18 protein-coding genes and 1 other annotated feature are annotated in these 21,498 nt (G+C 28.5%); of the genes, 1 reads left to right on the top strand and 17 read right to left on the bottom strand.

Annotated elements, in window-relative coordinates; genetic code table 11:
- Positions 1-112: 112 nt before the first annotated feature.
- Together I2H23_RS10775 and I2H23_RS10770 are read right to left on the bottom strand one after the other, a co-directional pair.
- Positions 113-556: a DUF523 domain-containing protein gene (locus tag I2H23_RS10775; RefSeq protein WP_092923543.1), complete on the bottom strand. Its 444-nt coding sequence runs from the start codon at positions 554-556 to the stop codon at positions 113-115.
- Between the two features lie 97 nt (positions 557-653).
- On the bottom strand, positions 654-3,032 hold the full coding sequence (locus I2H23_RS10770) for an endonuclease MutS2 (RefSeq protein ID WP_195238316.1): 2,379 nt from the start codon (positions 3,030-3,032) through the stop codon (positions 654-656).
- A gap of 282 nt (positions 3,033-3,314) precedes the next feature.
- Between I2H23_RS10770 and I2H23_RS10765 the strand changes: the two genes are divergently transcribed.
- Positions 3,315-4,769, top strand: coding sequence for an aminoacyl-histidine dipeptidase (locus I2H23_RS10765; RefSeq protein ID WP_166506016.1), 1,455 nt, complete (start codon positions 3,315-3,317; stop codon positions 4,767-4,769).
- Between the two features lie 57 nt (positions 4,770-4,826).
- On the opposite strand, the gene I2H23_RS10760 is transcribed toward I2H23_RS10765, so the two are convergent.
- From I2H23_RS10760 to I2H23_RS10690, 15 genes are all read right to left on the bottom strand, one after another.
- The gene (locus tag I2H23_RS10760; RefSeq protein ID WP_092923533.1) at positions 4,827-6,029 is read right to left on the bottom strand and encodes a DUF4179 domain-containing protein; all 1,203 of its coding nucleotides are present in this window, start codon (positions 6,027-6,029) and stop codon (positions 4,827-4,829) included.
- 11 nt (positions 6,030-6,040) lie between these two features.
- The gene (locus I2H23_RS10755) at positions 6,041-6,562 is read right to left on the bottom strand and encodes a sigma-70 family RNA polymerase sigma factor (protein WP_092923530.1); all 522 of its coding nucleotides are present in this window, start codon (positions 6,560-6,562) and stop codon (positions 6,041-6,043) included.
- Between the two features lie 177 nt (positions 6,563-6,739).
- A complete protein-coding gene (locus tag I2H23_RS10750; protein WP_176698641.1) occupies positions 6,740-7,618 on the bottom strand; it encodes a GNAT family N-acetyltransferase in 879 nt (292 codons plus the stop codon).
- Between the two features lie 43 nt (positions 7,619-7,661).
- On the bottom strand, positions 7,662-8,165 hold the full coding sequence (locus I2H23_RS15245) for a hypothetical protein (RefSeq protein WP_202819462.1): 504 nt from the start codon (positions 8,163-8,165) through the stop codon (positions 7,662-7,664).
- Between the two features lie 115 nt (positions 8,166-8,280).
- The gene (locus I2H23_RS10740; protein ID WP_166506018.1) at positions 8,281-8,439 is read right to left on the bottom strand and encodes a hypothetical protein; all 159 of its coding nucleotides are present in this window, start codon (positions 8,437-8,439) and stop codon (positions 8,281-8,283) included.
- 73 nt (positions 8,440-8,512) lie between these two features.
- Positions 8,513-8,905, bottom strand: coding sequence for a DUF3887 domain-containing protein (locus tag I2H23_RS10735; protein ID WP_092923524.1), 393 nt, complete (start codon positions 8,903-8,905; stop codon positions 8,513-8,515).
- Positions 8,906-9,232: 327 nt separating this feature from the next.
- Entirely contained in the window at positions 9,233-10,666 is a 1,434-nt protein-coding gene (locus I2H23_RS10730) for a potassium/proton antiporter (protein ID WP_092923521.1), read from the bottom strand.
- Positions 10,667-11,033: 367 nt separating this feature from the next.
- Positions 11,034-12,161: an XRE family transcriptional regulator gene (locus I2H23_RS10725; RefSeq protein ID WP_166506019.1), complete on the bottom strand. Its 1,128-nt coding sequence runs from the start codon at positions 12,159-12,161 to the stop codon at positions 11,034-11,036.
- A 266-nt stretch (positions 12,162-12,427) separates the two neighbouring features.
- The gene (locus tag I2H23_RS10720) at positions 12,428-12,997 is read right to left on the bottom strand and encodes an HD domain-containing protein (protein ID WP_092923509.1); all 570 of its coding nucleotides are present in this window, start codon (positions 12,995-12,997) and stop codon (positions 12,428-12,430) included.
- Positions 12,998-13,097: 100 nt separating this feature from the next.
- The gene (locus tag I2H23_RS10715; RefSeq protein WP_166506020.1) at positions 13,098-15,509 is read right to left on the bottom strand and encodes a DUF3656 domain-containing U32 family peptidase; all 2,412 of its coding nucleotides are present in this window, start codon (positions 15,507-15,509) and stop codon (positions 13,098-13,100) included.
- A gap of 107 nt (positions 15,510-15,616) precedes the next feature.
- Complete coding sequence (zapA, locus tag I2H23_RS10710; RefSeq protein WP_092923503.1) at positions 15,617-16,216, bottom strand: cell division protein ZapA; 600 nt, start codon at positions 16,214-16,216, stop codon at positions 15,617-15,619.
- A gap of 18 nt (positions 16,217-16,234) precedes the next feature.
- Positions 16,235-18,625: a phenylalanine--tRNA ligase subunit beta gene (gene pheT, locus I2H23_RS10705; RefSeq protein WP_195581623.1), complete on the bottom strand. Its 2,391-nt coding sequence runs from the start codon at positions 18,623-18,625 to the stop codon at positions 16,235-16,237.
- 15 nt (positions 18,626-18,640) lie between these two features.
- A complete protein-coding gene (gene pheS, locus I2H23_RS10700) occupies positions 18,641-19,660 on the bottom strand; it encodes a phenylalanine--tRNA ligase subunit alpha (protein WP_195581622.1) in 1,020 nt (339 codons plus the stop codon).
- 54 nt (positions 19,661-19,714) lie between these two features.
- Positions 19,715-19,945 (bottom strand) — a binding site (T-box leader).
- Between the two features lie 54 nt (positions 19,946-19,999).
- The gene (locus I2H23_RS10695; protein WP_166506022.1) at positions 20,000-20,797 is read right to left on the bottom strand and encodes a TrmH family RNA methyltransferase; all 798 of its coding nucleotides are present in this window, start codon (positions 20,795-20,797) and stop codon (positions 20,000-20,002) included.
- A gap of 2 nt (positions 20,798-20,799) precedes the next feature.
- Complete coding sequence (locus I2H23_RS10690; RefSeq protein WP_166506023.1) at positions 20,800-21,471, bottom strand: potassium channel family protein; 672 nt, start codon at positions 21,469-21,471, stop codon at positions 20,800-20,802.
- Positions 21,472-21,498: the final 27 nt, after the last annotated feature.

The following is a 21,498-nucleotide window of genomic DNA, read 5'->3' as shown; positions in this document are numbered from 1 at the left end:
TTCAAGTTATTTGGTTTATTTATTAACTATATTTTAGCAATATTCTTATTTATAATACAATTTTGTATAAGTTAATTATTCCATTTAAATTTAAAATAAAAATTTACTTTACTTATAGTTCTTTTTCACTTATTACTTTTATTCCATTTTCTATTAATAATGCAGCAGTAACTCCTAAGCCGTCCTTCTTTTTACCTGCAAAACTTCCATCATATATATAACTTGAACCACAAGATGGACTTCCATCTTTTAATATAGCCTCTTTGCAGTTATATAATTTAGCTATTTTTAAAGCTTCATCTGCTCCATTTCTAAACTTTTTAGTTACATCCAATCTTTGCTTATTAATTACACTTGCTTTTCCTTTTATAACATCATATCCATCTAGTTTAACTATTTCTGAAGGTTCTCTTGGTGTGCTCATTCCTCCTAATTGTTCTGGACACACTATTATAAACTCTTTACCTTCTAAGAACTTTTTTACATTTTCATTTTTATTATTTTCTCCATTGTACTTACAATTTATTCCAAGTAAGCATGCTGATACTAAAATCATATTGTACCACCTTATATATATTACTTTTATAAAAAATTTGCTATATCGCAAAATTATATATTTTAAACATCTAACGATATAGTGAACAAATCATTTTTTATTTTAGATTTACGATAGTAACTCCAGCTCCACCTTCTCCATATTGTCCAGCTCTTTGAGACTTAACATGTCTATTTCTCTTTAATACATCTTGTAGTCCAGATTTTAATACTCCAGTTCCTACGCCATGTATAACAGTTACCATTTCAAGGCCAGCTACATAAGCATCATCTAAATATTTTTCAACTTCCATTATAGCCTCTTCTAAATTCATACCTCTTAAATCTACTTCGCTTTTTACTCTTCCTGATTTAGCTTTTATTATACTTCTTGTTGATTTAGTGATTGTTGTTTTAGGGTCTTTTTTAACTTTTTGAAGAGACTTAAACGGTAGATTCATCTTCATTATTCCTATTTGAACAACAGCTTCTTTTTTATTGTTATCAACTGAAACAACGCTACCTTGTTGATTTAAAGTTATAACTTTTACTTCTTCCCCAACTTTTAAGTCTTTTACTTCTTTACTTGATACTTTAGGAACAATCATGCTCTTAACAGTTGGTTGAAGACTTCCCATTGAACTAGATATTTCTTTTCTAAGCGCCTCTATCCTTTGATTCTTTTCTTTAGATGCTCTTTCTTTTTCTAGTTCTCTAAGTTCTTTTACTATTAAATCTACTTCTTCTTTTGCTTGTCTTGTTATTCTAAAGGCTTCTTGTCTTGCTCTTTCCATTATCTTTTCTTTTTGTTCACTCATTTTCGCAAGCTTTTCATCGTACTCAGCCTTTAGCTTTTCTATTTCTGACTTTAATTTTTCGGCTTCTTCTCTATCTTCTTCAGCTTTAATTCTATTTTTCTCTACATTTTGAAGCACATCTTCTATTGCTATATTATCACTATCTATAAACTCTCTAGCTCTACTTATTACATAATCACTTAGCCCTAACTTTCTAGAAATCTCAAAGGCATTTGATTTCCCTGGAACACCTATAAGTAATCTATACGTAGGACTTAAAGTTTCTAAGTCAAAATCAACAGCTGCATTTTCAACACCTTCTTTAGTAAGTGCATAGTTCTTTAATTCACTATAGTGTGTTGTAGCTATACATTTAGCTCCAATGCTTTTTACATCTTCAAGTATAGCTATTGCAAGAGCCGCTCCTTCTATTGGGTCAGTTCCAGCTCCAAGCTCGTCAAATATTACTAAAGAGTCTTCTGTTACTTCTTTTAATATAGATACTATATTTGTCATATGAGATGAAAATGTAGATAAGCTTTGCTCTATACTTTGCTCATCACCAATATCTGCAAATACATTATCATATACACACATACTACTTCCAAAATCAGCAGGTATGTGAAGTCCACTTTGATTCATAAGTGCAAATAAACCAACAGTTTTGATAGTTACAGTTTTACCACCTGTATTAGGTCCTGTTATAAGTAATGTATGGAATTCTCTCCCTAAATAAATTGAGTTTGGAACAACAGTATCTTTATCTAGTAATGGATGTCTTCCCTTTTTTATATTTATAAATTTATCTTCATTTAAAGTAGGTTCTATACCTCTCATTTGTATAGATAATTTTCCCTTAGCAAAAGCAAAGTCTAATCTTCCTAATATCTCTTGGTTAGCTAATAGTTCATTACTTATTTCTCCTACCTTAGAAGATAATTCTGCTAATATTTTTTCTATCTCTTCTTTTTCTTGAAGTCTTAATTGCCTTAATTCATTATTCATATCAACTATACTCATAGGCTCTATAAATAATGTTGCTCCAGATGATGATTGATCATGGACAATACCAGCTACTTGTGATCTATATTCAGCTTTTACTGGCACAACAAATCTATCTCCTCTTACAGATATAATTGCATCTTGTAAGTACTTTTGATATGTAGTTGAAGATATTATTGAGTTTAACTTAGATCTTATAGATTGATTCTTTTGCACTATTCTTCTTCTTATATTTCTAAGCTCACTAGATGCATTATCAGATATTTCTACCTCACTTATTATTGCATTGAAAATTTCTTCTTCTAAATCTCTATATGTGTATAAAGAATTTGATAGGGATTGTATTATTGGGTAGTTAAAATCTTCTTCTTCACTAGATGCTAAATTATTACTAAGCATTCTGGCTACTCTTAAAGTATTTCCTATCATTAGTAAGCTACCTGGGTCTAATGCTGCCCCTACACTTGCTCTCTTTACCTTATCTTCTATATCGTATATTCCCTGTAATCCAACAAAACCTCTTTTTATAAGTATGGCTTGTGCCTCACTTGTTTCCTCTAATCTTGACTTAACTTCATTAAAGTCAGAACTTGGTGTTAGTTTTTCTATGTATCTCATACCTAATGAAGATGATGCTTTGCTTTTCAATAGGTCTATTATTTTATCAAATTCTAAAACCTTTAGTGCTTTTGAATTCATTATTTCCTCCTTGAATCTATATCTATATAATTACGTTTATTTTATGTATATTTGTATTATACTATTTGTATAGCTAACTAATATTATACATAAATATAGTTGTTTATAATAGGATAAAAACTGTATTTTGCTATATATATAAACTTATTAGTTTCAAAACTAACTATTTATTTTGGAATATATTAGATTTAGTGTTATAATATAATTATATTATTTAAGTTTCATGCTTTTTACTTAGCATATACTTAAATATTTAATTTCATCTAAAAGGAGTGAATACTTATGGAAAACGTATTAAAAGGTTTAAATCCAGAGCTTGTTTTTAATTATTTTGAAGAGATATCTCAGATACCTCGTGGTTCTGGAAATGAAAAAGCTATAAGTGATTATCTAAAAAAATTTGGTGAAGACTTAGGCTTAGAAACTATCCAAGATGATGCGTTAAATATCATAATAAGAAAACCTGCTACAAAAGGATATGAAAACTGTCCAGGTGTTATACTTCAAGGTCATATGGATATGGTTTGTGAAAAAAATAAAAACACAGAACATGACTTTACTAAAGACCCAATAAAATTAAGAATAGAAGATGACATGATATATGCTACAGGAACTACTCTTGGTGCTGATAACGGTATAGCTGTTGCTATGGGTATGGCTGTACTTGCATCTAATGATTTAGCACATCCTCAAATAGAAGTTTTAATAACTTCAGATGAAGAGGCTGGAATGAGTGGAGCTATGGCTCTTGACGGTTCTAATCTTAAAGGACAATACATAATAAACCTTGATTCAGAAGAAGAAGGTTTCTTACTTGTAAGTTGTGCTGGTGGGGTTACTGCTCACTCTAAATTAAATGCTGAGTTTACCAATGTAGATGCTAACAAACAAGCTCTACTAGTTGATATAAAAGGACTTCTTGGTGGACACTCAGGAATGGATATAATAAAACAAAGAGCTAACTCTAATATATTAATGGGAAGACTTTTAAACTCATTATGTGTTGACTTTGACTTAGCAAAAGTTGAAGGTGGTTCTAAAAACAATGCTATACCTCGTGAGTGCGAAGCTGTTATAGTAGTTGATAAGAATGATGTAGAAAAAGCTATGGCATGTATAAAAGAAATGGAAAACACTTTCATACATGAATTTGCTTCTTCTGATCCTGACATAGTTGTAGAATGTAAAGAAACTACTGTTGAAAAGGTTCTTACTAATGATTGTAAAAATAATGTAATAAGAACTTTAAACTTAATACCTAATGGAATCCAAACTATGAGTATGGATATAGAAGGACTTGTTGAAAGTTCTACTAACTTAGGTGTTGTTAGAACTCTTGAAAATGAAGTAACTTTTGAATGTGCTGTTAGAAGTTCAGTTACTTCTTTAAAAGAAAATATAACTAATAAAATGAACTTATTATCTCAAACTTTAGGTGGAGAATTTACTTTAGAAAGTGATTACCCAGCATGGGAATATGCTAAAGGTTCTAAATTAGAAGATATATGTGTCCATACTTATGAAAAATTAAATGGTAAAAAGCCTATTATAAAAGCTTTACATGCTGGTCTTGAATGTGGATTATTATTAGACAAAATGCCTCATGCACAAGCTATATCTTTTGGACCTAACATGTTTGAAGTTCATACACCAAATGAGCATTTAAGTATATCTTCAACTACTCGTACTTGGGAATACTTAGTTGCTATATTAAAATCAATGAATGAACATAACTAAGATTAGTTTCTTGTTAAACATAAAATAAGTAGGGAATTTGCCCTACTTATTTTATGTTTAATCTAATTTTACCTTTATAGCTTTATCTTCAAGAACTTCCTTAACATTATATTTATCATCTACAATAGTTGGTACGATTTTTAATTCGCTATAATTATTAGATGTATTTTTATATTTCTCAACTACTTCATGCGTTCCATTATTTACATTCATCCCATCTGGAATTATTTCCTTATTATTTTCATCTTTTACTTTTAATCTTATACGATCAAAATCAACATTATTTATTCCTAGAAACTTATACTTTATTTCTACAGATAGAGGCGAAGCTATTACTTCACTAAATTCTATGCTAGCTACTTTATTATTTAATGAAAATTCTATAACTTCATCTATTGAATATGATTTAGATTTATCTATTAAATCCTCTCCCTTTATGTCTATATTAAACTCCCAGTTTCCTCTTATAATCCCAGAATGTGGACCACCAGCTTTTTTAACCTCATCATAAGATTTATATTGAGATTCCCAATCTTGTTCAAGATGAAGTTTTTTAATTTGAATTTTGAAATTATATATTTTATCTTTGTTTATAACATAAGGAAATTCATCTTTTTTAACTCGTTCAGAATTAATGTCGTTGCCTTCTTTAATAGTCATATCTATTCCTTGTTCCATAACAACATCTACTGATTTTTCTTTTTTTTGATAATGATCTCCTATTGCCCAAGATTGACCTTCATACTTAACTCCATCTATATATATATTGTTTATTTCTCCTACCGTTAATAGTGTTTCCTCTCTTCCCCATTTATCAAATGACCACTCTTTCTGTTGCTTCTCTGTGAAATCTTTGAATGGATTAAATTTGCTGTAATCAACATTTAAGTTTAGTATCAAGCTTCCATTATCTAAAATTACATCTTTAAGTGAAATCTTTACATTTTTATCTATCGCTACCTTATTTATATTGTACTTATAATCTTCAAGTTCTTCTTTTTTCATATTTACAATATCACCTAATGAATACCAAAATCTTTCTATGTCTGCCCATATATTATTATCTAGAATAATACCACTACTTAAAATTGCTAATAATGAAGCTGCTACTATACCTCTTTTAAATCTTTTATTCTTATTTCTATTTCTAATTTTTATTTTCATTTTATTTTTAAGCTCATCATTATTATCAAACTTTACTTCTTCATAATCATCTACATTCATTTTTACATCATTTAATATTTCAAAATCGTCCTTCATACTTAACCTCCCTATTTAGATATACTTTCCCTAATTCTTTTTCGCCCTCTGGATAAACGATTATATAAATTAGACACCTTTGCGTTATTTTTCACTGCTATACTCTCCAAACTTTCACCTTCTAAATAGTGTTTTATAAAAAGTTCCCTATCTTTATCATTTAAATGACTTAGTATCTCTTTTATTTCTTCCTCAATTTCAGCTTTCATTAAATCAGTATCTATGTAATATAATTCTTGACTTATATCAGTAGTTTCAATTTTTGATATATACTTTCTTTTATAATCTATCGCTTTATATTTTGATATTGCACATACCCAGTTTTTAAAATCATTCTTGCTTTTATCAAAACTTTTTATACTATCCCATATAGATAAAAGTACATCACTTACACACTCTTCCTCATAATTTATAAGTACACCTAAATGTCTTCTAATTACTGATGTTATTAGACCCCTATAACTATCTATTAACATCTCCATTCCTTCTTCTTTCCTTTTCCTTATATACTTAATAATCAATTCATCTTGCAAAATAATTCCTCCTTACCCTCTTTTATAAAAGCTTTTATACTAACTAATACGTAATCTATATAAAAATCCTATCAACTTAGTTCAAAATTTTTTATTATTTACACGAAATTAAAGCAGAGTTTCACATTAACAAAACTCTGCTTTATAAAAATTTTATAAATTTATTAATAAAATTAATTACAATATAACCCATCCGCCCATTATCTGGCTTACTTCAAATCCTCTTTTTTTGTACATTTCATAGGCTATTTTATTTTGTTCTATGACTATAAGCGCAATTTCTTTAACTTGTCTCTCTGCTAAAAACTGTATTGCTGTTTCTATTATTCTCTTTCCATACCCCTTGCCTCTATATTTTTTACATAATCCAATATCAAATAATCCCTTGTCACTTTCAATAATAATTTCTATAAATCCGATTTCATTATCTTCTTCATCTAATACTATAAAATATCTATTATTATCATTTTTACTTTTTTCTATATTTTTGTTTACAGTATCAATATTTGTTACTGTACCATGTGGCATATCACTAAATGAATCATTATAAATATCTATATACCTTAACTTATTTTCTTCATTTAAACTTTTTAGCTTCAATAATTTATTCCTCTTACACCTATCCTTTAATACCATTTCAAAAGAATTGTATTCTATTTTAAAGTTTAGTTTATTTATCTCTTCATTAGATATTTCTTGTTTATTTATTCCTAATCTTATATCCGTCGCTCCTTTTGCTTTAGATATGTTAACAGATTCTTCTACTAGTTTTCTTATTATTTCAACTTTATCTGTTATATCCTTAGCACATTTTATTTGGTGAATATATGCACTTTTTAATATTTTTGCTACTTCTAAAACTACGCATATACTCGCCACTACTTTATTTTCCTCAAAATAAAATAATGCACCTTCACCATATTCATATATTTTTATATTAAATTTATCATCCAATTCTTCTAATAAATTAACTGAATTTTCCTTAACTTTTATGAATTTATAAACTTCATTCTTTTCTATATTACTTAAATTAGTGTATGATTTTATATATCCCATAAATTTACCCTTTTGTTTCAATTCCTCATCTTTCATTTTTAATCTATTTAACCTTATATTTATTATAAATACATTTATAACAAAGTACCATTCCTACTATCATAAATGAAGATAGTATAGCAATAACTATACCTCCTACCATAGAACCAAGTAGTGGTATCAATAAAAATGATAACCCATACGCAATCCACATAATTCCATTTGCTCTATTATATGCTTTTATATTACTTATTTCTTCTGATTTAACTATAGTCCCTGCCCAAAAGTGCATAGGAGTTTTTCTTTTAAATGAATATATTCCTATTCCTACAAAAAACAAAACTGCAGGCATCATTGATATAGCTATTACTATATCATCTTTTTGAGTATAGCTTGTTTGGCTAGACTTGAAATTATTATATTTAACCGAATTTGTGCTACTTTTTAAATTATACTTTTTTATTAATTGATTATATGTTTCTATTGTTTTATTACTATCTTTATCATTGTATATTAGAGTTTTATCGCTTGTTGTGATTTTTATATATGGTTTGCTATTACGATACACATATAACTTCCCCTTTTCATCTCTGTCTATTTGGAAAGTTCCCCTTAAATATGTTGCTGTGCTAGTACCATTTACTTTATTTCCTATAGGAATGTCATCTAATAGCTCTGCACTTTTAATATCCTTTATATATGCTATCTATTTTTATCCTTATTTTATCTTCTTCGAAGTGCATTTTATGAAGACTATGGTCCATATTTAGAAATATAATTAACCCCATAGCCATCGCTATCATTATCCCAAAGACTATCTTTTCATATTTATTAGAAATCATAATATCATCCCCTATACAAATAAAGATATATAAATCAATATATTAAAATTGACTTACATATCTTTTCTCTACATTACTTCATATATAACCCCTCTAGCTTCATATCTTCATTATAAGTGATTGTAAACTGTGCTTTACCATTATCAAATTCCACAACTTCTACTACAGTAGCTAAATCTTCATTACCTATTAATTCTTCTTTGTTAATAGACTTAAATTTACCTAGTTTATCTTTCATAGGTTGCCACGCTTCTTTTAATTGTTCTGCATTTATTTGAGTTTTTAAATTTTCACTCATTTTATCTATAACTTTACTATACTCGTCATTACAAATCATATTAACTATTCCTTGAGCATCTTCTTTTAACAATTCTTCATCATAAGATTCACTTAATTTTGAAGTAGTACATCCCCCTAGTACAACTCCTGTTAAAAATACTAATAATAGCATTTTCATTTTTTTCATAACACATCCCCCTTATTTTATTAGTATTGCAATATTTTCGTTTGGTAGTTTATTTAATTTTATTATAATTCCTAATACATTTGATAATCAAATAAATATACATAGGACACAGTAAATTGTACTTATATTACATTTTAAATCTCTTTACTATTAATAAAATTTATTACAAGCAAAAAAATAGGGGCATATACCCCTATCAAATTATTTATTATTGAATAAAGAATTTAAATATAATCCTAAAATTCTTTCCCTATATTAACAAAAAACTATTTTTCGAGCGATATTTAAATATATCCTGTAGCATAAATTTACTTATATACATAAATATTAATTGCTTTTACATAATAAGTCATTCAATACCTCAAAATCATTTCCAGCTATAACTAACACATCTTGAGGAAGAATTTGAGTAGATCCATTTGGAATCAATACTTCCTTGTTACGCTTTATCATTACGATAAGTATATCCTCAGGTATATTTGAATCCATTATAGCTTTATTTGCAATGCCACTATTATTTTGAACCGTTATTTCTAATAAATTTGTACCTATCTCTTCCCTGTAATCATTGAATGTCTTTAATACTGGAGACTTATCATCAATTAAGTCGAGCTTTTTAGCTACTGTAGGTAAAAGTGTACCTTGTATCGCAACAGAGAACAAAGCAACAAAAAATACTATATGGAAAATATCACTTTCAACAGGAACTCCATAAGTTACTGCATATATTGCAAAAACTATTGAAGCAGCACCTCTAAGACCTACCCAAGATACAAAAGCTTGTTGCTTTAAAGGAATTTTAAACCAACTTAGTATGCTAAAAATTGCTATTGGTCTTGCTATACAAATCATAAATATAGATATGGAAATACCTTTTATCATTACAGAAGGTATTTGCGATGGGAATGATAGCAGTCCTAATATGAAAAATAACATTATTTGCATAATCCATGAAATTCCATCAAAAAATTGGAACATACTTTTTTTATGTGGTATCTTACTGTTACCTATCATAATACCAGTCATATATACAGATAAATATCCATTTCCACCAAAATGCTCACTTAAAGCATAAGATAGTACTGCTATTCCCATAACAAATATAGGATAAAATCCATCTATTTCAAACTTGGTATTTCTTAATAAATAAATTGTAAGCTTACCTAATAAAACAGCCGATAAAATTCCAACTACAACTTGATTTAAAAGCATTGGTATTATGGTATCATATCCTTTATCTGCCATTAATCCTAAAATAATTATAGTCAACATATATGCTAAAGGGTCATTGCTTCCACTTTCAATCTCTAATATTGAAGCAATAGATCCCTTTAAGTTTAACTTTTGAGAACGTAATATTGCGAAAACTGATGCCGCATCTGTAGATGCAACTATCGATCCTATAAGTAATCCTTCTAATAAAGAAGTATCAAATACCTTAAAGCAAAATATTCCTGTTAAACCAGCAGTTATAACAACACCTACTGTTGATAGAAGTATTGATGGAACAGCAACTGGTTTTGCCATATCCCAACTAGTACCAAATCCTCCATAGAACATTATAAAAACTAATCCTATAGAACATATCTGTCTTGTTAATTCATAGTTATCAAAATATATTCCAACAATACCATCAGATCCAGTCAACATTCCTAATCCTATAAAAATTAGAAGAATTGGGACTCCAAATTTATATAAAATTTTACTTGATGTTATACATATTAATAGAACTAATGAACACATAATCATTAAGTTTATCAAATAATTATTACCTCCTTTATTATAATTAATTAAGTTTAGTGAATTTAAATTTAAGGTTTTAGAATTTTTATAGGCAGGATTTTAAATAATACTGGAATTATATTTAAAAACTTTATTTTTTATCTTACTGTTGTTATATAATTATTTTATGTTAAATTTATTCTTTTATGTTAGGTTCGATTTCTTATCCTTAAGTTTAAAATAACATAAAATTCTATACTTTGTATATGTTTTTTGTGTTAAATATTTGTTAAAAAAATATTCTAATTTTCTACTATTATTTTAAGATATTTTATTTAATAAATTATTACAATTTAAAAGAGTAACAAATGCTTATTATAACTTAGGCTTTGTTACTCTTTTGGTATTATTTTTTATTTTTAAAATTAACCTTTGTTACATTATCTCTCTTAACTTTAGGTGCTAATTTTCCTTCTTTTAGTCCTAATAATGACTCTATTTCATCAGGATAAAGGCTTAATCCACAACTTGCTAAGTTATCCACTAAAGTAGCTCCACTCATAATACCACTTTCAAGTATCATATCCACAGATTTTCTAAGTAAAACTGGACTTGTTGCTTTTATATTAGCATCTAATGGTTCCTTCTTGCTCCAACCTTTCTTATCCATTTGGTTCATTAAGTACATATATTTCTTGTAATTAATAACACCTAGCTGGTATCCTCTTAATATCATAGCCCATATTGGAACTATCCATTTTGCTTTTAATTCTACAAAATCCTCTATCTCATTAACATCTTTTAAATCTGGTAAGAATGTTTCTTCTGGCAATAAAAATACACACGCAAATTCATCTTTTGAGAATTTTTTAGCTTGTATCCCCGCTTCAACACTAACCATGTATGCTAATTCATAAGCTAAGTCATAGTTTCTTGTAGTCGCTGATTTTTTATCATTTCCTAAAGATACTATATATCTAGTATTTTTATCAGTTGTTTGTTTTTGCGTAAACGCTAGTGCTCCTTTTGTATTTACATTAGTGTCTGTTACTATTATCCCATTATACTCTAACACGCTTAACACATTTCCTATAGGTCCATCACCTAATTCAAAATGTCTTCTTACTTTTGTTGCTAATGTCTCTATATCATCGTTTCTATTTAAGTTAGTTGGTATGTTCATTTCTGGGAATTGTATATATCCTTCTATAAAAGATAATATTTTATGTGCCATTACTAACTTTTCTTTGTATGAAATTTCTTCTACTCTAGGTATTCTCGATTCTGGCTTTATATGAGTACTATCAACTACAACTTTAATGTTATCCATTTGGAAGAAGTATTCTTTTGGAAACCTTAAAGCATTTGCTAATTTCATTTCATTTTCTGGAGTTGGCTTGTACTTTTCCTCTTCAAAAGCAATTATATCTTTTTTATTTATATTTATTTCTTTAGCTAGCATATCTACAGTTTTTCCTCTATACATTCTAGCTATTTTTAATCTTTTACCATTAAAAACTTTTTTTCTGCTCATAATATCCGTCTCTCTTTCAAGTTTATTTTATATATACAAAAGTTAAATTAATAAATTTTATGCAAATCTATATTAGCCATACATAATAAAAATATTTTATATTGGCTAAGTTATACGAATTTACTAAATTTAATTTATACTAAACTTTATATTATATATATTTAAAAATGCTCTGGATACTAATACCCAGAGCATTATTCAACTTTTATACTGTTGATAATATTATCATATTTATTAATTATAGTCAATTTATGTATATTATATCTCTATAGTCCTAGCTCATCACTTATTCCTTGCATTGCCTCTAGTGATAGTTGTGCAAATTCAGCAAATGGAATGCCTAATTCTTCTATGCTTCTCATTGCATCCCTGTTTGCTCCTGCTGCAAATTTAAGTTCTTTCATACGCTTAGTTATAGACTTTACTTTTACACTAGATAATTTCTTATCTGGATAAACTAAAGCTATGGCTGTTATAAATCCAGTTATTGGATCTGCTGCATATATAGCTTTATCAATTGTGCTTATTCTTTTTGTTCCATTATCTTCATTATGAGCTTTTATTGCTTGATATATGTAATCATTTCCAAAACCTTCATTTTTAAGTAATTCGATAGTTTTGATCCCATGCAATTTAGATTCTTCTGGATTATTTTTATAATCTAACATATCTGAATCTAAATCATGTAGTAATCCTGCTAATGCCCAATCATCAGATTTTTCTGGTTCTAGTTTATTTCCTAAAGCTTTCATTACAGCTTCTACTGCATATGAGTGCTTTATTAGATGTTCAGATTTTAAATATTTATTTACTAATCCTACTGCTTGTTCTCTCATTTCCCAATACCTCCTATATAAATATTAAATCTATTATAATTTTTTAAGTAAATATATTTGATATTGTTGATAATACATATACTTACTATACAAATTTAATTTATTCTACTCCCTTGTAATAATGACCTGCACTTACACCTTTAGCATCTAATTCATTATAAAGTTTTGTAGCTTTACTTCCTAATTTGTAGTTGTTGCTTAATACTTCTTGATATGCCTCTATTACCTTCTTAACAGTTTGACTATCTTCTAATGTAAAATCTAATCTAAATGTATTTATACCTATTTCATTTAGTTCGTATAAGTTATCTAACATACAAGTAACATTTGTATTATATATAGTTGTTCTACAGAATAGATCTTGTGATAATCTAAACTCTTCCCCTTTAGAGTTTCTTAGTGCATATGTGCTTTGGCTACATTTAGCAACTCTTTTATCTTTTTTGCAATCTCGAACTACTACTCCCATTGGACAGTATTCTGTTATCATAAGTGGAGTATATCCATAAACCACAGATTCTATATTAATATCTGTATATTTTATTGTTTCTCTTATTTCATTTATGTTTAATTCCTGAGATATACAAAGATTAGTTGCACCTATTTCTTTAAAGTAATTTATAGTTTCACTATTGAATGCATTTAAGTAGTAATCTATATTTAGCTCTTTACCTTTAAAATAATCTATAGCTCCCCATATACCTACTTGTATAGAATTTACTCCTATATTTTTAGCTTTTTCTAATTGCTTGTATTCCTTGCCTCTTATTATTCTAGGAGCTGAATATATAACTTTTATATTATATTTTAGTCCAGCTTTTATAGCTTCTTCTAATGTTTTAGTATCTTCATAATATATTTTATCTATACCGCACTCAAGTGCACTTTGTAATTGTTCTAAATTTTTAACTTTAACAGATAAATTACTTACCGTATCTCGATTAAATTTAATTGGATTATATGATAATCTTCTATTTTTAAAATCTCTATTTTTTATTTTAACTCTTTCTTTATCTAAAAGCTCTATACAATCTCTTCTCATTTGATTTAGTATACTTATTGGTAAACTTACATTTTCATCTAATTCTATATTTACACTATCCATTTCATAAGGAGTATTACCTAATTTTCTAAGCTGAGTTTCTATTTTTTCCTCACTTAAAGCTACCTTCATAGCCTCTTCAACTATTTTGTCTCCTTCTATTGTGGCAGTATTTCCTTTTTTATCAGCTAATGTAAGTATTGGTTTTTTATCTAGCTTAACACTTATATATGAATCTATCATGTTTTTAACAAATTCTTTATCTTGAGTAAATGTAGCTTGTACTCTATCCATAAGTTCACTATCTGATGTTTTAAATACTATTTGATTTCTTTTAGCTTCACCTATAAAATCTAGTTCTATTATCTCGCCCTTATATCCTATAGTATCTATCTCACCATTTTTGATGATTCTTCCTATAGTTCCACCACCAAGATTTATTCCATCGCCTTTTTTAAGTGTATTTTCAAGTCTTATCTTTAGTCTTTTAGCTTTTTTATTGTAATCTAATACCTTACCTAAATATAATCCTTGATTATTTGGAAGTTGTGAATTCATTACATCTGCGCCAACTTCTCCTAAAATAAGTCCTTTTGTAAATTTTCTATTAAATATAGTGTATAAATCACTTATTGTTTCATCTGAAACATTCACTTTTTTAGTTTGTAAGTATTCATCTATAGTTTTTCTATAACTCTCTATAACAGTAGCTACATACTCAGGTCTTTTCATACGACCTTCTATCTTAAGAGAATGAACTCCTGCATCTATTATTTTATCTATTTCTTCTATTGTGCTTAAATCTCTTGGACTTAATAAATAGTCTCCATTGCTATTTACTACTTCTCCAGTATAAACATCTAAAAGTTCATATCTTTGTCTACATGGTTGAGCACATCTTCCTCTATTTCCTGATCTGTTACCTATCATAGAACTCATTAAACATTGTCCAGAATAGCATACACACAGTGCTCCATGAACAAATACTTCTATATCTGCTTTACAGTTATCACATATATATTTTATTTCATCTACTTTAACTTCTCTTGCTAGTACTACTCTATCAAATCCAGCATTTTCTAGATATCTAACATCTTCTAAAGAATGTGCTACCATTTGTGTACTTGCATGTATTTCAAAATCAGGTAACTCATTTTTAATAATTCTAGCTATACCTATGTCTTGAAGTATAACTGCATCTACATCTATGTCGTATAGATATTTAGCATACTTAAAAAAATCTTCTATTTCATTTTGTTTTATTAATGTATTAGCCGTTACAAAAACTTGTACTCCTCTTATGTGAGCATATTTTACTGCTTCTCTTAATTCTTCTCTATCAAAATTATTTGCTGATGCTCTAGCACTAAATTCTTTTCCTCCTAAGTAAACTGCATTTGCACCATTTTGAACAGCTGCTTTTAACGCTTCAAAGGAACCAACGGGTGCTAATAATTCTATGTCTTTCATACTTCTCCTCCTATACGTAATATTTTTTCTATATTTATAATGTCCCTAAGTTTTAAAATTAAAACCTTCAGGTCCCCCTGAAGGTTTAATTTTAAATATAAGTAAACTTATTTCATTGCTCTAAGATATTTTAATTCATTTTCTATTTCAATTTTTTCTAATTGTAATTTATATGCATCATTTTGGAATTTAGAAGAAAGTTGTTCTGCAACATTAGCTTTTTCTTCTGCCATTTCAACAGATGATTTAAGCTCTTTTATTTCATTTTTTAAATCTTCAACTTCTTGTTTAGATAAATTAGTGCCATTTTTTAGTTGCTCTATTTCTTTCTTTTGTTCCTCTATTAACTTATTAAGTTCTTCTATCTTAGATATATGGTTCTTATTTTCTTTATCTTTGTTTTCTAAGTGGTATTCAAGCTCTTTTATTTCAAGCTTATATTCTTCCCCACTATTTCCAACTTTTTTCTTTAATTCTTCATTTTCTTTTTCTACTTTTTCTAGTGTATCTGCACAATCAAACAATTCATCTGTTATATTTATAGCTGCTAATATAGCTACTTGAGATGAGCTTAATCTTTTATTAGCCTCACCTATTTTATTCATTTCTGTATCTACAAATGCTGCTACACTTATCATATGTTTTTCAGATTTTTCTCCAACCATAGGATACTCTGCACCATGTATCTTAACGGTAACTTTGTTCATACTAATATCCCCCTTGTATTAGTTAGATCTTAGTGTTGCACCTAATTTTTCACTTAACTCATTTAATATTTTATCGTGTACTTTTGCCACATCTTCATCAGTTAAAGTTTTCTCTATACTTCTATATGTTATAGAGTATGCTATAGACTTGTATCCTTCTTCTATTTGAGCACCTTTATATACGTCAAATAATTTGTAGCTTTCAACTAATCCACCTGCATTAGCTTTTATTATATCTTCTATTTCTTTAACATATACTTCATCCTTAACTAATAAAGCTATATCTCTTGATGTAGATGGATACTTAGGTAATGGAGTATAAGTTTTTTCTGTTGATGTATTTTCAAATACAGATTCTACATTCATTTCACAAACATAAACTCTTTGTCCTAAGTTATAATTTTCTATTACGTCTGGATGTAATTCTCCAAATGTACCTATGCATTCTCCATTAAACATAACTTTAGCACATCTTCCTGGATGGAATGTTGGGTTAGTTTTTTCTGGTTCTATTTCATATCCTTTGAACCCTACATTATTTAGTACACTTTCTACAACACCTTTTATAGAGAAGAAATCTACATCTTTTCCATACATTCCTATACAATATTTCTTCGTTTCTACTGGTAATCCTTCTTGTGGTGTAAATGTATTTCCACATTCAAATGCTGATACTTCTTCAACTTTATGAGCTACATTTGTAGATAATACTTCTAACATATTAGGTATTAGTGTAGTTCTCATAACTGAAGTTTCCTCACCTAATGGATTCATTAGTTTTACAAAGTTTCTTCTAGAGTCTTCAGATGATAAATTTATTCTATCAACACCTCTTGGGCTTACAAATGAATATGTTAATATTTCATTTAAGCCTGCTGCTATTGAACTAGATACTATCTTATCTGTGAACTTTTGTTTATCAGTTTTTACACCTGCTGTAGCATTTCCTTCTAAAGTAGCTGTTGGTATATTTTCATATCCGTATATTCTAGCTATTTCTTCTAATATATCTGCATCTTCAGCTATATCTAGTCTAAAGCTTGGAACTTCTAATTCTAATTTTTCAGAAGATATTAGGTTACATTTAAACTCTAATCTTTCTAATATGCTTATAAATTGGTCCATAGGTACGTTAACACCTAATAATTTGTTTATTCTCACAGGGTTAACAGTTATCTTTTGAACTTCTTCTTTTACTGGATAGTAGTCAAGCATTCCATTAAGAACTCTACCACATCCTAATTCTTCTATTAATTGACATGCTCTATTTACAGCAGTCTCTGCTAAATTAACATCTATACCTTTTTCAAATCTTGATGAAGCTTCTGTTCTAAGTCCTAATTTCTTAGATGTAGCTCTTATACTTTCTTTTGCAAAGCTTGCACCTTCAAGGAATATTGATGTAGTTGTATCTTTAACTTCAGAATTTTCTCCACCCATTATTCCTGCTAAGTCTAAAGTTTTTTCTTCATTTCCTATAACTAACATGTCTGATGTTAATTCTCTTTCAACACCATCTAGCGTAGTAAACTTTTCACCTTGCTCAGCTAATTTAACTGTCATTTTATTGTATTTTATATCTTCTAAGTCAAATGCATGAAGTGGTTGACCTAGCTCTAACATAACATAGTTAGTTATATCTACTATGTTGTTTATTGGTCTCATTCCAGCTTCTATAAGTCTTCTTTGCATCCAGTATGGAGATGGCCCAACTTTAACGTCTTTTACAACTTTTCCACAATATCTCTTACATAAATCTGTTTGAATATCTATTTCAAATTGCATTTCTTCATCAGAACCATTTACTTTTATTCCTGGGAATTTTAATTCTTTTCCTACAGTAACGGCAGCTTCTCTTGCTAATCCTATTATAGATCTACAATCTGGTCTATTAGAAGTTATTTCAAATTCTATTAATGCATCGTTTATTCCTAAAACTTCTCTAACATCTTTTCCTAATTCAAAAGATTCTTCATGGTCTAATATATATATGCCATCTTTTTTATGTTCTTCAACGTATTGAGAAGGTATAGTTAATTCCTCTGCACCACAGAACATTCCTTCTGATAATACTCCTCTTAACTTACCTTTCTTTATTTTGAAATCTCCAGGTAATACTGCACCTATTCTAGCAACTGGTACATAGTCTCCTACTTTTATGTTAGTTGCATTAGTTACTATTTGAAGTATTTGTCCATCAGCTACTTCAACCTTTGTTACTTTTAATCTATCTGCATCTGGATGTTGTTCTATTTCAAGTATTTTACATACTTCAACTCCATTTGTTTCTTTTCCAAAGAACTCTACTTTCTCAACTTTTGATCCTGTCATAGTCATCATATCAGCGAATTCTTGTGTATCTAAATCTATATCAACGTAATCTCTTAACCATTTTAAAGGTACTAACATCTTAAATCCTCCTAATTAAAATTGATTTAAAAATCTCATATCATTTTCAAATAATAGTCTTATATCATCTATTTCATACTTAAGCATTGTTATTCTATCAAGTCCCATACCAAATGCAAATCCACTATAAACTTCTGGGTCAATTCCACAGTTTCTAAGTACATTTGGATGAACCATACCTGCTCCTAGTATTTCTATCCAACCTTCACCTTTACACATTGGACATCCTGCTCCTTCACATTTAAAGCAAGTAACGTCTACTTCTGCACTTGGCTCTGTGAATGGGAAGTTGTGTGGTCTAAACTTAGTTTTTGTATGCTCACCAAATAACTTCTTAACGAACATATCTAAAGTTCCTTTTAATTGTGCCATTGTTACATCTTTACCAACTACAAGTCCTTCAACTTGATGGAACATTGGTGAATGTGTAGCATCTGGAGCATCAAACCTAAAACATCTTCCTGGAGATATTATTTTTATTGGTAATTCCTGACTCTTCATTGTTCTAACTTGAACTGGTGAAGTTTGAGTTCTAAGTAATAACTCTTCATTTATATAGAAAGTATCACTCATATCTCTAGATGGATGATCTTTTGGTGCATTTAATGCATCAAAGTTATTTTCTATAGTTTCAACTTCTGGCCCTTCTGCTATAGAGAATCCCATTCCTATAAATATTTCATTTACTTCATCTATTATTTGAGATATTGGATGCTTTTTACCAACTTTAACTGTTCTTGATGGCATAGTTACATCTATAACTTCTTCTGCTAATTTTCTTTGTTTTTCTGCTAACTTTAACTCTTCTTTCTTTGAAGATATAGCACCTTCTATAGCCGCTCTAACTTCATTAGCAACTTTACCTATTACAGGTCTTTCTTCTGCTGATAATTTACCCATTTCTTTTAGGATTGATGTTATCTCACCTTTTTTACCCATGTACTTTACTCTTAAACTTTCAACAACTTCTATACTAGAAGTATCTTTAATTTCATTTAATGCAGCTTCTTGTAAATTAAGTAATTTTTCTTGCATTATATTAATTCACCCTTTCGCAGTTTTTTGTATAAAAAAAGCCCTTCATCCCTATCTAGGGACGAAAGACTATTATTCGCGGTACCACCCTAGTAGCTTAATAATTATAAATTATTAAACCACCTCTAACAAACTTAACGCGTTTTAACGTTAAAGCCTACTATAATTTCAGCTTTAATACTCCAGAGGGAACTTCTTTTGGATACTTAGAAAGTACTCACAGCCTACGGTACTTATCTCTGTGCTAAGTTAATTCAAAATACTTTTCTCTTTCATAGTATTTGATAATATTGTTTTTGCGTTTAATTATATCATACTATGCATAATATTTACAAGATGTTAAACTAAGTATTTCTTTATTTCATACATTAATATTGCAGAGCTTATAGCTGCATTTAATGATTCTGCATTCCCATATATAGGTATTTTGACCAACATATCTGATTTTGATACTAATTCATCATTTATTCCATTAGCTTCATTTCCTATTACTAAAGCTGTTTTGTAATTATATTCAACTGTGTTGTAGTAATTGTTTGTATTTAAATAACTTGATACTATATCAAAGTTCTTTAATTTTAAAATTCTAAGAGCTTCTTCTTGAGTAGCATGTATTATATTCATATCAAATATAGAACCCATAGTAGACCTTATAACCTTTGGATTGTATATATCTACACATCCTTTTAATGCAATTATTGCATCTACCCCTGCAGCATCTGCTGTTCTTATTATCGTACCCATATTACCTGGGTCTTGTATTCTATCTAATATTAAAACAAATTTATGCTCATCTTTTAAATACTCTTCTATATTTCTTTGTTTAAAGTTTACTACTCCTAAAATACCTTGAGTGTTTTCCGTATCTATTAATTCATTGAATATTTTATTAGTCGTTTTATAAATTTTTATATTATTAGTTTTTAGGGTATCTAAAAATTTAAGATGTTCTTCTTTATTTTCAAAATCTTCATTTATAAATACATAATCTAGACTAGCCTTACATTCTACTGCAAGAGTTAGTATTCTATATCCTTCAATTATAAATTTAGATTCTTTATTTCTATTTTTAGTCTTAAGTAGTGATTTCGTATATTTTACTTTATTATTATCTTTAGCTGTTATTATTGTAGGCATTATTACTTTCTCCTAATAAATTCTTCATTTTCTGATGCGATAGTACTTATATGGCTATTTTGACCTATTACAACCAAAATACTACCTGCTTTTAACTCTTCATCTGGAGCTGGAGTAACATTTATGCTCTTACCTGTTTTTATAGCTAATACAGTTATTTCAAACTTAGCTCTTAAGTTTAATTCAACTAAAGTCTTTCCTACCCAACTATTTGGTGTTACTATCTCTACAATTGAATAATCTGGATCTAATTCTATATGATCTAGTATATTATCAGAAACTAAGTTATGTGCAACTCTAACACCCATATCTCTTTCTGGGAATACTACCCTATCCGCTCCTATTTTATATTGAACTTTAGCTTGTAGTTCATCTTTTGCCTTACATACTATATGAGGTACACCCATTTCTTTTGCTATAAGTGTAGCCATTATAGATGCTCTTATATCTGAACCGATGGCAACTATTGCAACATCAAAGTTACCTAGTCCTAAAGATCTTAATGACTGCTCATCTGTTACATCTACTATAGCAGCATGAGTTACTTTATCTGCTATATTTTGTATAATTTCTTCACTTTTATCTATAGCCATCACTTGATGACCTAAAAGATGCATAGTTGTAGCAACTGATGCTCCAAATCTTCCACAACCTATAACTATATATTGCTTCATTTCCTTCGTCCTCTCCACACTTAAATT

Origin of the sequence: Romboutsia sp. BSD2780061687b_171204_C1, assembly GCF_015560225.1 — a bacterium.
Lineage (GTDB): Bacteria > Bacillota > Clostridia > Peptostreptococcales > Peptostreptococcaceae > Romboutsia_C > Romboutsia_C hominis.
The sequence above is the reverse complement of the archived record's forward strand: the minus strand, read 5'-3'. Positions and strand labels throughout refer to the sequence as shown.

Bases quoted from the DNA above. Each gene is read 5' to 3' on its own strand.
- I2H23_RS10775 (WP_092923543.1), bottom strand. From the start codon at position 556: ATGATTTTAGTATCAGCATGCTTACTTGGAATAAATTGTAAGTACAAT.
- I2H23_RS10770 (WP_195238316.1), bottom strand. From the start codon at position 3,032: ATGAATTCAAAAGCACTAAAGGTTTTAGAATTTGATAAAATAATAGAC.
- I2H23_RS10765 (WP_166506016.1), top strand. From the start codon at position 3,315: ATGGAAAACGTATTAAAAGGTTTAAATCCAGAGCTTGTTTTTAATTAT.
- I2H23_RS10760 (WP_092923533.1), bottom strand. From the start codon at position 6,029: ATGAAGGACGATTTTGAAATATTAAATGATGTAAAAATGAATGTAGAT.
- I2H23_RS10750 (WP_176698641.1), bottom strand. From the start codon at position 7,618: ATGGGATATATAAAATCATACACTAATTTAAGTAATATAGAAAAGAAT.
- I2H23_RS10740 (WP_166506018.1), bottom strand. From the start codon at position 8,439: ATGATTTCTAATAAATATGAAAAGATAGTCTTTGGGATAATGATAGCG.
- I2H23_RS10735 (WP_092923524.1), bottom strand. From the start codon at position 8,905: ATGAAAAAAATGAAAATGCTATTATTAGTATTTTTAACAGGAGTTGTA.
- I2H23_RS10725 (WP_166506019.1), bottom strand. From the start codon at position 12,161: ATGAGCAGAAAAAAAGTTTTTAATGGTAAAAGATTAAAAATAGCTAGA.
- I2H23_RS10720 (WP_092923509.1), bottom strand. From the start codon at position 12,997: ATGAGAGAACAAGCAGTAGGATTAGTAAATAAATATTTAAAATCTGAA.
- I2H23_RS10715 (WP_166506020.1), bottom strand. From the start codon at position 15,509: ATGAAAGACATAGAATTATTAGCACCCGTTGGTTCCTTTGAAGCGTTA.
- zapA (WP_092923503.1), bottom strand. From the start codon at position 16,216: ATGAACAAAGTTACCGTTAAGATACATGGTGCAGAGTATCCTATGGTT.
- pheT (WP_195581623.1), bottom strand. From the start codon at position 18,625: ATGTTAGTACCTTTAAAATGGTTAAGAGATTACGTTGATATAGATTTA.
- pheS (WP_195581622.1), bottom strand. From the start codon at position 19,660: ATGCAAGAAAAATTACTTAATTTACAAGAAGCTGCATTAAATGAAATT.
- I2H23_RS10695 (WP_166506022.1), bottom strand. From the start codon at position 20,797: ATGCCTACAATAATAACAGCTAAAGATAATAATAAAGTAAAATATACG.
- I2H23_RS10690 (WP_166506023.1), bottom strand. From the start codon at position 21,471: ATGAAGCAATATATAGTTATAGGTTGTGGAAGATTTGGAGCATCAGTT.